Below are 14649 nucleotides of genomic sequence, written 5' to 3'. Positions count from 1 at the left end.
AGCGCAGGCATTGACCGTCAGACGCCCGTCACGGCGTCGTCACAGCCTCCCGAGTTTCGGTCTCCGTCTTCAGACCTCCCCCCAAGACTTTGTAGAGCGTCACAAAATTGCTCAGCCGCGCCAGACGCACTTCGATCAGCGCCTGTTGCGCCGCATAATAAGACCGCTGGGAATCAAGCGTTGTCAGATAGCTGTCAACGCCGCCCTTGAACCGCGCTTCAGCCAGACGGTAAGCATCGGCCGTCGCATCCATAAGCGCTTGTTGCGCACTTAGTTGATTGACCAGCGTGCCCCGCGACGCCAAGGCATCGGCAACCTCGCGGAAGGCACCCTGAATGGCCCGCTCATATTGCGCCACGGCAATGTCACGATCGGTTTTCACGACCGTCAGTCCTGCCAGATTGGCGCCAAAATCAAAAATCGGCAGACTGATATTCGGCATGAAATTCCAGTATCCCGACCCCTTGGAAAACAATCCATCAAGGGACGAACTCGACGTCCCCGCCGCAGCCGTCAAGGTGATGCGCGGGAAGAACGCCGCACGTGCCGCGCCGATATTGGCATTGGCGGCGCGCAACTGATGCTCGGCCTGCAAAATATCCGGACGGTTGACCAGAAGCTCGGCCGGAAGCCCCTCGGGCAGATCGCTGATAAGGGTCAGACTATCCAGCTTGTCCACCGGCTTGAGATCTGCCGGCAACGAAGCCCCGATCAACAACGTCAGGGCATTTTCATCCTGGGCCACAAGCCCCGTAAAGCGGGCAACATCCACCCGCGCCGTCTCAACGCTCGTCTGCACCTGACGCAGATCGAGAACCGAGCGGATGCCATATTTATAGCTGCGTTCGGTTAGTTCATAGGACTCCTGCTGGCTCTTCAGCGTGACCTCGGCGAGCCGCAGATGTTCGCGGTCCGCAACCCAGGTCAAATAGGCGTTGGCGACTTCGGCGATCAAACTGATCTGCGCGCTTTTCTGGGCTTCCGCCGTGGCGAAATATTGCTCAAGCGCCTGATCCTTCAGACTGCGCACCCGGCCGAACAGATCAAGCTCATAGGAGCTGATGCCAACGGTCAAGGTATCCTGCTCGATATTCACCGCATTGCCCGTCTGGGAAAGATCCGCCGGCAGTCGTTGATAGGATCCGCCACCGTTCACATCGATCTGAGGCAATAGACTGGCCCGCTGGATCCGGTACTGAGCCCGTGCGCGCCGAACATTCAGGGTCGCCACCCGAAGATCGCGATTATTTTCAAGCGCGATCGCCACCAGCTCCCGCATCTGCGCATCGGCAAAGAAATCTTTCCAGCCAATGCTCGCCACATCCACATTAACTTGTCCGGCTCCCGGCTTGCCATAAGCGGCACCCGTGGGCCAGTCTGCGGACGTGGGCGACAGGGGACGCTTGTAATCAGGCTGCATGGTGCAGGCCCCAAGCGCGAGCGCAGATACCGAGATCGACAGGATAAGCCGTTTCATCACATTGGCCTCTTAAATTGTATCTGCCTTGACGGCATCAGAGTCATCATCAGTTTTCGGTGCCGCCGGTTCCGTCGGTTTGGTCGGGAACAGACGGAACACAATCACGAAGAACAACGGCACGAAGAAAATTCCAAGTGCGGTCGCCGCAAACATGCCGCCAAGCACCCCGGTACCAACAGCATTCTGCGCACCCGACCCGGCCCCGGTGCTGATTGCCAATGGCAACACACCAAATCCGAACGCGAGGGAGGTCATCAAAATCGGCCGCAAGCGCATGCGCACGGCTTCAAGTGTCGCCTCCACAAGCCCCTTGCCTTCGGCCAGAAGATCCTTCGCGAATTCGACGATCAGGATCGCGTTTTTGGCCGCAAGACCAACGGTCGTCAGCAAAGCCACCTGGAAATAAACGTCATTCGACAACCCACGCATACTGGTGGCAAGCAACGCTCCAAGCACACCAAGCGGCACCACCAGAATAACCGCGGCCGGAATGGACCAGCTTTCATAAAGGGCAGCAAGACAGAGGAACACAACCAGAATGGAGATCGCATAAAGCGCCGGCGCCTGAGCCCCCGACATACGTTCTTCATAAGACAGGCCGGTCCATTCAATGCCGAAACCTTCCGGCAGTTGTTTGGCCAGTTCCTCCATGGCATCCATGGCAACGCCCGAACTATATCCAGGCGCCGCCTGGCCCTGAATTTCCACCGACGGCAAGCCGTTGTAACGCTCAAGCCGTGGCGAACCGTATACCCAATGCGCCGTGGCGAAAGCCGATACCGGAACCATATCGCCGGTAGCATTTCGGACATACCATTTGTTCAGATCTTCAGGCTGCATACGGAACGGCGCATCCGCCTGCACATACACCCGCTTCACACGACCACGATCGAGGAAATCGTTCACATAAGACGATCCCCAGGCGCTCGACAGCGAATCATTGATTTGCGCGATCGACAGCCCAAGCGCGCTCGCGCGCCGCTGATCGATATCAAGTTTGAATTGCGGCGTATCATCAAGTCCGTTCGGGCGCACGGCCACAAGACGCTTGTCCTGCGACGCGAGACCCAACAGCTGATTGCGCGCCGCCATCAGTTTCTCATGTCCCTGTCCGGCACGATCCTGCAGTTCCATATCGAAACCGCTGGCGAGACCAAGTTCGGGCACGGACGGCGGCACGAACGCAAACACCATGCCGTCCCGAATGCGCGACATAAAGGTACCCGTCGCGCGCGCGCCAATTTCCGCCGCACTTTGGCCTTTGCCGCGTTCGCTCCAATCCTTGAACCGCACGAAGGCAAGACCGGTGTTCTGGCCACTGCCCGCGAAACTGAAACCGGCAACGGTCAGGATGGAGGCAACGGAATCCTTCTCCGTCTCAAGAAAATGATCTTCCACCTGGCGCAGCACATTGATCGTCCGCTCCTGGGTCGCACCTGCCGGCAGCTGAACGAGGTTGAGCAACGTACCCTGATCCTCATCCGGCAAGAACGATGTCGGCAAGCGCCAGAACAGAACGCCCATCACCACCACCATGGCCAGATAAATCAGTCCATAACGCTTGGTCTGGCCAAGCATTTTCCCGACATGGCTTTGGTAGCTTTTGGACTTCTGATCGAACTGGCGGTTGAACCAGCCGAAGAAGCCGGTGGTCTTGCCATGCTCGCCCTTGGCGATCGGCTTCAACAGCGTGGCGCAAAGCGCGGGCGTCAGGATCATGGCGACCAGCACAGAGAACAGCATGGCCGAAACAATGGTGATCGAGAACTGCCGGTAAATCACCCCGGTCGATCCCGAGAAAAACGCCATCGGCACAAACACCGCCGACAACACCAACGCAATACCGACCAGCGCGCCGGTGATCTGGTCCATGGATTTGCGCGTCGCCTCAAGCGGCGACAGACCTTCTTCGCTCATGATGCGTTCGACGTTTTCTACAACGACGATGGCATCATCCACCAACAGACCGATGGCCAGAACCATGGCGAACATGGTCAATGTATTGATCGAAAATCCAAAGGCCGCAAGAACGCCAAAGGTCCCAAGCAACACCACCGGAACCGCGATGGTCGGGATCAGGGTTGCGCGGAAATTCTGCAGGAACAGATACATGACGAAAAACACAAGGATGATGGCTTCACCCAGCGTCTTGACCACTTCTTCGATCGACGTCTTGACGAAAGGCGTGGTGTCAAAGGCAATATGCGCCTTCAGACCCTTCGGATAGAACTTTGAAAGCTCGTCAAGCTTGGTCTCGATGGCTTTCGCGGTTTGAAGCGCATTTGCGCCCGTCGCCATTTTGATGGCCAGACCCGCAGCCTGCTTCCGATCGAAAAATGTCCGGATATTATAGCTTTGCCCGCCAAGCTCGATGCGCGACACATCCTTGAGCTTCACAGCCGAGCCGTCCGTATTGACGCGAAGCAGGATTTCGCCGAACTCTGCCGCCGTCTGCAAACGGCTCTGCGCCGTAATGGTCGCGTTCAGGCGTTGCCCGGGAACAGCCGGCGTACCACCGAGTTCACCCACTGACACCTGAGTATTCTGCGCCTGAATAGCGGTTTTCACATCGCCCGGCGTCAGCTTGAACGTCGCAAGCTTGTTCGGATCAAGCCAGATACGCATGGCATATTGCGACCCGAACAAGGTCACGTCGCCCACGCCCTCCACCCGGCTCAGGGGATCAAGCACCGTCGCCGCCACATAGTCCGAGATGTCGTCCTTGTTCATCGAGTCGTCTTCAGACACGAAGGCCAGAACCATCATGAAGTTATGCGCGGATTTCGACACCACGAGGCCCTGACGCTGCACTTCCTGCGGCAACAGCGGCGTCGCCAGTTGCAGTTTATTCTGCACCTGCACCTGGGCCGTATCCGGATTGGTCCCGGCCTCGAACGTCAGGGTGACCGTCGCCGCCCCGGTGGCGTCACTGGTGGACGACATATAGCGGAGATTATCGATCCCCTTCATCTGCTGTTCGATGACCTGGGTCACCGAGTCCTCGACGGTCTTGGCCGAGGCGCCCGGATACACGGTGCTGATCGATACCGAGGGAGAAGCGATGGTCGGATATTGTTGAACGGGCAACTCAAGAATGGACAAGGCGCCAGCCAGCATCACCACAATGGCGATAACCCAAGCAAAAATCGGCCTGTCGATAAAAAAGCGCGGCATACGCCTTAGTCCTTTCGCGTCTTTGAACGCTGGCGGCACGCCGCCCTGCATGACTTATTCCAAAGCTTGATTAAAAGCTTACTTCCTGGCTTTCGCCGTCGGCGCAGCCGCGCTCGGCGCTTCAAGCTCGACGGCTTTCACCGGCGCGCCCGGACGGATGCGCTGAAACCCCTCGACCACCACGCGGTCACCGGGATTGAGCCCTTCGGTCACCAGCCACTGATCGCCAACCGAGCGCCCTGTGACGATCATCCGCTGCTCAACCTTATTGTCAGCCGAGACCACAAAGGTCGTCGCATTGCCCTTCGGATCCCGCGACACCGCCTGCTGCGGAGCGAGCATGGCATCCTGTTTGACACCTTCACCAAGCACAGCCCGCACATACATGCCGGGCAGCAGCTCATGTTTCGGATTGGGGAACAACGCGCGCAAAATCACGCTGCCGGTTGTGGGATCAACCGTTACTTCAGCGAATTCCAAAGTGCCTTCAAGCGGATATGCGGTGCCGTCTTCAAGGATCAATTTAACCTTGGCCTTGGTCGAACCCTCTTTCTGGATTCCCGACTCAGCCAGATTGCGGCGCAGCTTCATCAATTCGGTGCTCGACTGCGACACATCCACGTAAATCGGGTCAAGCTGCTGAACGGTGGCCAGCGAAGCGGCCTGATTGGCAGTCACAAGTGCCCCTGGCGTCACCAGAGAACGGCCAATCCGGCCCGAAATCGGTGACACAACCTTGGTGTAGCGCAGATTGATATCCGCCTGTTGGACCGCCGCCCTGGAAGCCGCCACAGCCGCATCCGCCTGCTTAAGCGCGGCGACGGCGTCGTCATGATCCTGTTTGCTGACGGCATTGATGGCCACAAGTTCCGTAAAGCGCCCGGCCTTCAGCCGCGCCGTTGTGGCATTGGCCTCGGCCCGCGCCAGATCGGCTTTCGCACTCGACAGCGTTGCCTGATAGGTCGCCGGATCAATCTGATAAAGCGATTCCCCGGCCTTGACCTCGCCACCCTCACGGAAAAGCCGCTTCAGCACGATGCCGGTCACCTGGGGCCGCACTTCGGCAACCTGGTAGGACGTGGTGCGCCCGACAAGCTCCGTAGTCAAAGACAGCTTTTGCGGCTTCACCGTCACAACGGCAACTTCCGGCGCCCTGCCTTGAGGAGCCTCGTTCTTCTTTTCACAAGCCGCAACCGTCAGAGCGGCGGCAAGCAAAAGCCCCACGGCAGTCAGAGTCTTGATTTGGCTCCGCATTGTAACCTCTTTATCAGCGCTGCCTTGCAGCCCTTACGGAAGGAATTGGCACGCCTTCACACAACTGGAAGAGCGGGTCGTAATTTTAGAATGAATATTCATTCTAAAAAATTTCGTCAATGAAAGATTACGCTTACCCACCATGCATAAAGCGCAGGGCTCGTCTTTTTATCACTTTAGACCAAGTCCCGAAAGGGTTAGCCTTACTGTTCACACAAACAGAAAACCACCAAAATCAGCCGTAATTACATTTCCAGGAGGACTAGCCCCTTACGAAAATGTTAGCGGATCGGGGCCGGTGCGGCCATCAACACGGTCAAGCTGCGTCAGGACCGCCAGATCGCCGGCATCAAGCGCGAAATCGAAAACCGCCAGATTCTCCTTGATCCGGGCTGGCGTCACCGATTTCGGAATGGTGATCAACCCAAGCTCCATATGCCAGCGCAGCACCACCTGAGCCGGGCTTTTGTCATATTTCGAGGCAATGGCCTGAAGGCCCGGATCGTCGAGCGCTGCGCCACGACCAAGCGGGCTCCAGCTTTCCGTGGCGATCCCCTTCGCCTGATGAAACGCTCGCAGCTCGGATTGCTGAAACATCGGATGCAGTTCAATCTGATTGACCGCCGGAACTACCCCGGTCTCGGCCATCACATGCTCCAGATGGGGAATCATGAAATTCGACACCCCGATCGACCGCACCCGCCCCTCGTCGCGTAAGCGGATCATGGCGCGCCAACTGTCGAGATAAAAACCACGCCCGGGCACCGGCCAGTGAATGAGATAAAGATCAAGATAGTCAAGGCCAAGAAGCGTCATGCTCTCGTCAAATGCCCTAAGGGCACTATCATAGCCCTGATCTTCGTTCCAAAGCTTCGTCGTTATAAAAAGCTCCGCCCGCGGCAGCTGCGCCTCACGCAGAGCCCGGCCAACACCGCCTTCGTTCTTATAGATCGCCGCCGTGTCCACCGACCGATAGCCCGCTGCAAGGGCCGTTCCAACCGCTGCCACCGTCTGGTCATCCGGGATTTGCCACACACCGAAGCCAAGCTGGGGCATGTCATAACCATCGTTAAGCCTGATTGTCGGTTGTTTTGTCATAAGAATATCCTGTCGCATCAAAACGAAAAGCTTATGGACTAACGCGGCCCATCCCGGCACAGTCTGAAATAATATCGTCTAGCATATCGGTTTAAGCCATGGACAGCGACGTCATTTTTACTGCCAACAGCTGGATCGACAGCGGCCACCGGGTGGCGCTTGCCACCGTGATCTCCACCTGGGGATCCGCGCCGCGTCCGGTCGGAAGCCTTCTGGCCGTACGCGACGACGGCCTGATGACCGGCTCAGTCAGCGGCGGCTGCGTTGAAAATATGGTGGTCCATGCGGCCACGGACGTGCTCGCCGGAGGCCCCGACCAGCTGATGGAATTCGGCGTCTCAGCCGATGATGCCTGGGCGGTCGGCCTCGCCTGCGGTGGCACCATCAAGGTTCATGTGGGCAGCGGCAGTGCCGTGCCCGAAATCGCCCGCCGTCTCAAAGCCAAGGACTCCTTCGCCTATTGCCTCCATCTCGACGGTGGCCAAAGCTATTTCGCCACCCCGGCCGACCCGCAGATCGCCCCGGCCATCGACCGCGACACCAGCCGCCATGTGACCACCCCAGGCGGCAGCGTGTTCGCCCGCGTGTTCGGGCCGGAAGCCCGGCTGTTGATCATTGGCGCGGTGCATATCGCCCTGCCGCTCGTCACCATTGCCCGCGCGGCGGGGTATGAGGTCACACTGATCGACCCGCGCACGGCTTTTGCCCATAATGACCGCTTCCCCGGCGTGACCATCGTCACCGAATGGCCGGACGACGCCCTCGAAGCCCTCGGCCTCGATGGCGGCACTGCCGTGGTCACCCTGACCCATGATCCGAAAATCGATGACCCGGCGCTGTTCGTGGCCCTGCAGTCCAAGGCTTTTTACGTCGGCGCGCTCGGCAGCCTCAAAACCCAAAGCCAGCGCCGTGCCCGGTTGCAGACCATGGGCCTCGACGATCACAGCCTGACCCGCCTGCATGGCCCCGTGGGTCTCGCCATCGGTGCTGCGACCCCGGCCGAAATCGCCATTGCCATCATGGCCGAAATCACCCATGTACGCCGCATGGGCGACAAACGCCCACAGATGGCCGCGATCGTGCTCGCCGCCGGGGCCTCAAGCCGCATGCGCGACGCCGGCAATAAACTGACCCGGCTGATCGATGGCAAAGCCGTGATCCGCCACACGGTCGAAGCAGCACTCGACAGCCGCGCCGGACAGGTGCTGGTCGTCACCGGCCATGACGCTGCCGCTATCGAACAGGCCCTCGACGGCCTCCCCGTCACGCTCGTGCACAACCCCGACCACGCGCAGGGCATGGCGTCCTCCATCCGCGCCGGAATCCGGGCCCTGCCGTCCGATTGCGACGCGGCCATGATTTTGCCGGGCGACATGCCGTTCGTGCGCCCGCTCCATCTCAACGCCGTCCTCGCGGCTTACAGCCCGTCCAAAAACCGTTCCATCTGCCGTCCCATCCATAACGGGCAACCCGGCCATCCGGTGTTGTTCGGCCGCGACTATTTCGACGCCCTCCTCAGCCTTGACGGCGATCAAGGTGCCCGCGTCATCGTCGAACAGCATCGCGATGTCCTCGTCGATGTGGCGGTCTCGGACAAAGCTGTACTCACCGATCTCGACACCCCCGAAAGCTTTGCGGCGCTCAAAGGCGAGAGCAAATCATGACCCGGATTGTCATCGAAGAGTTTCACATAGACCGCGCCCTCCATCACTTCATAGAACAGGAAGCCCTGCCCGGCAGCGGTACTGACCCCAAACTGTTCTGGTCCACGCTGACCAGCATCCTGCGCGACTTCTCCGCCCAGAACGCGGCCCTCCTTGCCAAACGCGATCATCTGCAAACTCAAATTGATCACTGGCATCGTGAGAACAAGGGCAAGGATCTCCAAAGCTATGAAAAATTCCTGCAAGACATCGGCTATCTCCTGCCCGTCCCTACCGCGCGCCCGATCGAAAGCCGCCACATGGATCCCGAGGTCACGACCCTTGCCGGTCCGCAACTGGTGGTGCCGATCTCGAACGCGCGCTATGCCCTCAATGCCGCCAATGCACGCTGGGGCAGTCTCTATGACGCCCTCTATGGCACCGACGCCGTCGCCCATGATCCGTCAGACTCCAGAACTGGATACGACCCCCGGCGCGGTGCCCGCGTGGTGGCCGCCGCCCGCGCCTATCTCGATCGTTTCCTGCCACTGCTGGCCGCATCCCACGGTGACGTCACCGCCTATGCCGTCACGCCCGAGGGCCTGCGAGCAACGCTTGCAAGCGGCCTGAGCACAACACTTAAATCCCCGGAACAATTCGTAGGCTACAACGGCGAGATGGCACAGCCATCCAGCCTGCTGTTCCGCAACCACGGCCTTCATATCGACCTTGTCATCGACCGCAGCCACCGCATCGGCCGCGATGACCCGGCGGGCATTGCCGATATTCTGCTTGAAGCCGCGCTCAGCTCCATCATGGACATGGAAGACAGCGTCGCCGCCGTCGACACCGATGATAAAATTCTTGTCTACCGCAACTGGCTCGGCCTCATGCGCGGCACGCTCAGCGCAACCTTCGAAAAAGGCGGCCGAACTTTAAAGCGCCAGCTAAATCCCGACCGCAGCTATAAAACCGCAAGTGGCGACCAACTCCGCCTCAAGGGTCAAAGCCTGATGCTGGTCCGCAATGTCGGCCTGCACATGTATTCGGACATGATCACGACCGCAGATGGCGCGCCTGTGCCTGAGGGCCTGATCGATGCCGTGATCTCCACCGCCATCGCCCGCCATGACCGGATCAACAGCCGCACCGGCGCCGTCTATGTGGTCAAACCCAAGATGCACGGGCCAGACGAAGTCGCCTTCACCAACGCCGTCTTCACCCGCATCGAAAGCCTTTTGTCGCTGCCCGCCTACAGCCTCAAAATCGGCATCATGGATGAAGAACGCCGCACCACGGTCAATCTCATGGCCGCCATTGAGGCCGCCTCCAAGCGCATCTTTTTCATCAACACCGGTTTCCTCGATCGCACCGGCGATGAAATCCACACGTCCATGGAAGCCGGCATCATGTTGCGCAAAGGCCATATGAAAGGCGCGCGCTGGATCAAGGCTTACGAAGACGCCAACGTCGACGCCGGAATTGCCAGCGGCTTCCCCGGCCACGCCCAGATCGGCAAAGGCATGTGGGCCATCCCGGATCACATGGCCGATCTGCTCACCCAGAAAATCGCCCATCCTGAATCCGGGGCCAGCACGGCCTGGGTGCCATCCCCGACCGCCGCAACGCTCCATGCGCTGCATTACCATATGGTGGATGTCGCAGCACGCCAGCGCGATCTCGCCACGCGCAAGCCTGCATCGCTCGATGACATTCTCACCATCCCGGTAACGACCGAGACCTTCACCGCCGCCGAAATCGAACAGGAACTCGATAACAACCTACAGGGCATTCTCGGCTATGTGGTGCGCTGGATCGATCAGGGCGTCGGCTGTTCTAAAGTGCCGGACATTCACAACATCGGCCTGATGGAAGACCGCGCCACCTTACGCATTTCAAGCCAGCATGTGGCCAACTGGCTGCATCACGGCGTCGTCACCGCCGCCGACGTCAGTGCCCGCCTGAAACATATGGCCGCCATCGTCGACCAGCAGAATGCCGATGATATAAATTACCGCCCGATGGCGCCGTCTTTCGATGGCCCGGCCTTCAAGGCGGCAAGCGATCTCGTTTTTCTCGGCCGCACACAACCGAACGGCTATACCGAATTCATTCTCCATGCCCGGCGGCGCGAAGCCAAAGCCGCGCAGACACTCACCACAGAAAGTCTTTAATCCATGTTGACCCAAAAATATGTGCTGACACTTGACGCCGCCAAAAAAGTCGCCGCCGCCGCCGAAGCAGAGGCGCTGCGCAACAATTGGAGAGTCGCCATCGCCATCGTCGATGACGGCGGTCACCTGCTGCATATGCTGCGCCTTGACGGCACCCAAAGCGCCTCGGCCAGTTTCTGCATCAATAAAGCCAAGGGCGCTATCGGCTTCAAACGTCCGACCAAGAATTTTCAGGATGCCTACGAGAACGGCAAAACCGTGCTCGCAACGATCCCCGGCCTTGTCGCACTCGAAGGCGGTCTTCCGCTGCTTTACAAAGGCGACATCGTCGGCGCGATCGGCGTCTCCGGCGTGCAATCCTTTGAAGACGGCATCATCGCCAAGGCGGGCGCGGATCTGCTTGCCACGCTCGACTGATCATAACGACAAAAAGGAAAAGGCCCTTGCGCTACACAAGCCTCATTGCAGTCACCCTCCTCAGCCAGACCTGTCTTATGCATAACCTGGCGCTCGCCGACCCGCAGCCCCAGGCTCTGCCCGCGGCCATCGCCCCGGCCGAAGACCGTGCCTATCCCGGCACGCTCAGGCTTGAGGTCGACGCGACGGATACGGATCGCGGCATCTTCCGGGTCCGTCAAACCATTCCGGTGGACCGCGCAGGGGCCTTTACGCTGCTTTACCCGAAATGGCTGCCCGGACATCATTCGCCAAGCGGCCCGGTCGACAAACTCGCAGGCCTCGTCATCAAAGCCAACGGCACCCGTCTCGACTGGACGCGGGACACGGTGGACGTCTATGCCTTTCATGTGACCGTGCCCGAAGGCGTGAGCACGCTTGACCTTGAATACCAGTTCCTGTCCCCGCGCGGCAGCGGACAAGGCCGCAAGGTCATGACGCCCGACATGCTCAATCTGCAATGGAACACTGTGGCGCTTTATCCGGCAGGATATTTCGCCCGTGGCATTCCGGTCGAAGCCCACGTGAAGTTTCCCGCGGGCTGGCAATTCGCCACCGCGCTCGACCGTGCATCAAGCAAGGGGGATGTCGTCAGCTTCAAGCCGGTGTCGTTTGAAAAACTGATCGACTCTCCCATCTTCGCCGGACGTTATTTCAAATCCATCGATCTAGACCCACAATCCACCACCAAAGTGCGCCTGAACATCGTCGCCGACCGCCCGGAATTTCTCGCCGCCAGCGACCAGCAGATCGCCTATCACCGCGCCATGGTCACCCAGGCCTATAAACTTTTTAAATCGCAGCCCTATGATCATTATGATTTTCTCTTTGCCCTCAGCAACGAGCTGAGCGGCATCGGTCTTGAACATCATCAATCAAGCGAAAATGGCGTAGAAGCCACCTTCTTCACCGAATGGGACAAATCAGCCTCCACCCGTGAAATTCTGCCCCATGAATTCACCCATGCCTGGAATGGAAAATTCCGCCGCGGCGCCGACCTCTGGACCCCGACCTTCAACGAACCCATGCGCGACAGCCTGTTGTGGGTCTATGAGGGCCAAACGCAATATTGGGGCGCCGTCCTGAACGCGCGCTCTGGCCTGATCAGCAAAGACCAGGCGCTGCAATCCCTCGCGCTCATCGCCGCAACCTATGACCATCAGCTCGGTCGCGTCTGGCGCACCTTGGAAGACACCACCAACGACCCGATCATCGCCAACCGCAATTCCATGCCCTGGAGCAACTGGCAGCGGCGGGAGGATTATTACAACGAAGGCCTGCTGATCTGGCTCGATGCCGATACGCTGATCCGCGAAATGTCCAATGGCAAACGCTCGCTCGATGATTTCGCCAGCTCCTTCTTCGGCATCCCCCGCGACGGCCAGACGGTGATCACCTATGTCTTCGACGACGTGGTCGCGGCCCTGAATAAAGTCCAACCCTACGACTGGGCCACCTTCCTCAAAGCCCGTGTGGAGGCGATCAATCCCAAAGCCCCGCTCGACGGATTGAAACGCGGCGGCTATCAGCTTGTGTATGGCGCAACCCCATCCGCCTATCTTGTCAATGTCGAGGCACAGCGCAAATATACCGATCTGCGCTTTTCGCTCGGCTTGACGATTGCGAAATCCGGAGCGATCAATTCCGTCATGTGGGACAGCGCCGCCTTCAATGCCGGACTGACCGTCGGCCTGAAAATCATTGCCGTGAATGGCCGCGCCTATGACCCCGATCAATTGAAGACTGCGATCACTGCGGCCAAAAACAGCAAGGCCGCGATTGACCTCCTGATCCAAGACGAAGATCGCTACCGCACGGTCAAGCTCAGTTATTTCGATGGCCTGCGCTATCCGCAACTGCAACGCGTCGACGGCACTCCGGCCCGTCTCGATGAGATCCTCGCCGCACGCAAATAAAACACAAACGGGCCGGATTGATCATCCGGCCCGTTTCTTTATGCCTTATGCCAGGCGCACATAATCAAATTCAAAGCCGTTGTTGTTGATGCCACGATCCGGCGGCGCGATCCAATTGGCGATCTTGCCCATATCGGTCACAGCCACCATCAGTGACTTCACATAATCCCGATCCGCCACCGACGGCAGCGCCGCAGTGACCGACTCCGGCGTCGAAGGCTTGCCATCCACATCAAGCACATGTCGCCCCCACAAGCCGACTTTGCGGTTGAACCGTTCCGACGGCAGCTTCAATTCAAAATCAAATCCGGCCTTGGCAATAGTGCGGTTCCAACGCGTAAACCCGATCTGGCAATCGCGCACATAGGCCGACCGCGTGATGTAATTCATGGCATTCCGCGTCGGAATATTCTGCACACCGTCGGGACTGTCCAGCATCTCGAAACTGTCCGACGCATCATGATCGGCGTAACTGTCTTCATCCGGGCGGCCCTTCAACCCATTGGCAAAATAATTGGCCGCGTTCGACGAAATTTCCGCCCCGAACAAATCCAACGCCGACGAATACCAGAAATTGATATAGCGCTGCAAAAGCGGCAGATCCATCACCCCGCCTTTGCGCAACGCGTCAGGATCGTCGCTGCCAATTTTCTGCATCTCCTCAAGCGTGCGCCGGATGATGCGGCTGATGCCGGTTTCGCCCACGAACATATGATGGGCTTCTTCGGTCAGCATGAATTTGCAGGTGCGCGCCAAGGGATCGAACCCGGATTCCGCCAGAGACTTCAGCTGATATTTGCCATCGCGATCGGTGAAATAGGTGAACATGAAAAAAGACAGCCAGTCTTCAATCGGTTCATTAAAGGTGCCAAGAATACGCGGGTTGTCGACATCGCCCGAATGACGATGCAGCATCTCCTCCGCTTCCTCGCGCCCGTCGCGACCGAAATAGGCATGCAGCAAATAGACCATCGCCCATAAATGACGGCCTTCTTCCACATTGACCTGAAATAGATTGCGCATGTCATAAAGTGACGGCGCGGTCAGCGCCAGCTTGCGCTGCTGTTCGACCGACGCCGGCTCCGTATCGCCCTGCGTCACGATCAAGCGCCGCAAGGCCGCGCGATATTCGGACGGCACCTGTTGCCACACCGGCTTGCCCTTGAAATCACCAAAGCCGATGCTGCGATCTTCCTGCTTGTCGGCAAGAAAAATACCCCAGCGATAGTCCGGCATTTTCACATAACCGAAACTTGCCCAGCCTTTGGCATCGACCGAGGTAGCCGTGCGCAGATAGACGTCATGCTCCTGATAGCGTTCAGGCCCAAGCTCTTTCCACCAGTTGAGAAAGGCCGGCTGCCAATGCTCCAGCGCGCGTTGCAGGCCACGGTCCGTCGACAGATCGACATTGTTCGGAATGCGGGACTGATAGTCGATCGCCATAATCGCTCTCC

9 protein-coding genes are annotated in these 14649 nt (G+C 58.8%); 4 read left to right on the top strand and 5 right to left on the bottom strand.

Going from position 1 to position 14649, the window contains the following annotated elements; translation table 11 throughout:
- Positions 1–28 precede the first annotated feature (28 nt).
- The 4 genes from adeC to NYP16_RS08015 all read right to left on the bottom strand — a co-directional run bounded on the left by adeC (position 29) and on the right by NYP16_RS08015 (position 7006).
- A complete protein-coding gene (gene adeC / locus NYP16_RS08030; RefSeq protein WP_274943610.1) occupies positions 29–1477 on the bottom strand; it encodes an AdeC/AdeK/OprM family multidrug efflux complex outer membrane factor in 1449 nt (482 codons plus the stop codon).
- 12 nt (positions 1478–1489) lie between these two features.
- Entirely contained in the window at positions 1490–4654 is a 3165-nt protein-coding gene (locus tag NYP16_RS08025) for an efflux RND transporter permease subunit (RefSeq protein WP_274943609.1), read from the bottom strand.
- Between the two features lie 78 nt (positions 4655–4732).
- Complete coding sequence (locus tag NYP16_RS08020) at positions 4733–5908, bottom strand: efflux RND transporter periplasmic adaptor subunit (protein WP_274943608.1); 1176 nt, start codon at positions 5906–5908, stop codon at positions 4733–4735.
- A gap of 270 nt (positions 5909–6178) precedes the next feature.
- Positions 6179–7006, bottom strand: coding sequence for an aldo/keto reductase (locus NYP16_RS08015; RefSeq protein WP_274943607.1), 828 nt, complete (start codon positions 7004–7006; stop codon positions 6179–6181).
- A gap of 98 nt (positions 7007–7104) precedes the next feature.
- Between NYP16_RS08015 and NYP16_RS08010 the strand changes: the two genes are divergently transcribed.
- The 4 genes from NYP16_RS08010 to NYP16_RS07995 all read left to right on the top strand — a co-directional run bounded on the left by NYP16_RS08010 (position 7105) and on the right by NYP16_RS07995 (position 13195).
- On the top strand, positions 7105–8670 hold the full coding sequence (locus NYP16_RS08010) for an XdhC family protein (protein WP_274943606.1): 1566 nt from the start codon (positions 7105–7107) through the stop codon (positions 8668–8670).
- Complete coding sequence (locus NYP16_RS08005; protein WP_274943605.1) at positions 8667–10823, top strand: malate synthase G; 2157 nt, start codon at positions 8667–8669, stop codon at positions 10821–10823. The genes NYP16_RS08010 and NYP16_RS08005 overlap by 4 nt, the downstream gene beginning before the upstream one ends.
- Positions 10824–10826: 3 nt before the next feature.
- The gene (locus NYP16_RS08000) at positions 10827–11240 is read left to right on the top strand and encodes a GlcG/HbpS family heme-binding protein (protein WP_274943604.1); all 414 of its coding nucleotides are present in this window, start codon (positions 10827–10829) and stop codon (positions 11238–11240) included.
- Between the two features lie 77 nt (positions 11241–11317).
- A complete protein-coding gene (locus tag NYP16_RS07995) occupies positions 11318–13195 on the top strand; it encodes a M61 family metallopeptidase (RefSeq protein WP_346742508.1) in 1878 nt (625 codons plus the stop codon).
- A gap of 45 nt (positions 13196–13240) precedes the next feature.
- Here the strand turns inward: NYP16_RS07995 and boxB are convergent, their stop codons facing one another.
- Positions 13241–14638 carry a benzoyl-CoA 2,3-epoxidase subunit BoxB gene (gene boxB / locus NYP16_RS07990; protein WP_274943602.1) on the bottom strand — a complete coding sequence of 466 codons (1398 nt, stop codon included), beginning with the start codon at positions 14636–14638 and terminating at the stop codon, positions 13241–13243.
- Between the last annotated feature and the right edge of the window lie 11 nt (positions 14639–14649).

Source organism: Govania unica (assembly GCF_027920805.1).
GTDB lineage: Bacteria > Pseudomonadota > Alphaproteobacteria > Sphingomonadales > Govanellaceae > Govanella > Govanella unica.
Note: the sequence above shows the minus strand (reverse complement) of the source record. Positions and strands in the feature narration are given on the sequence as shown.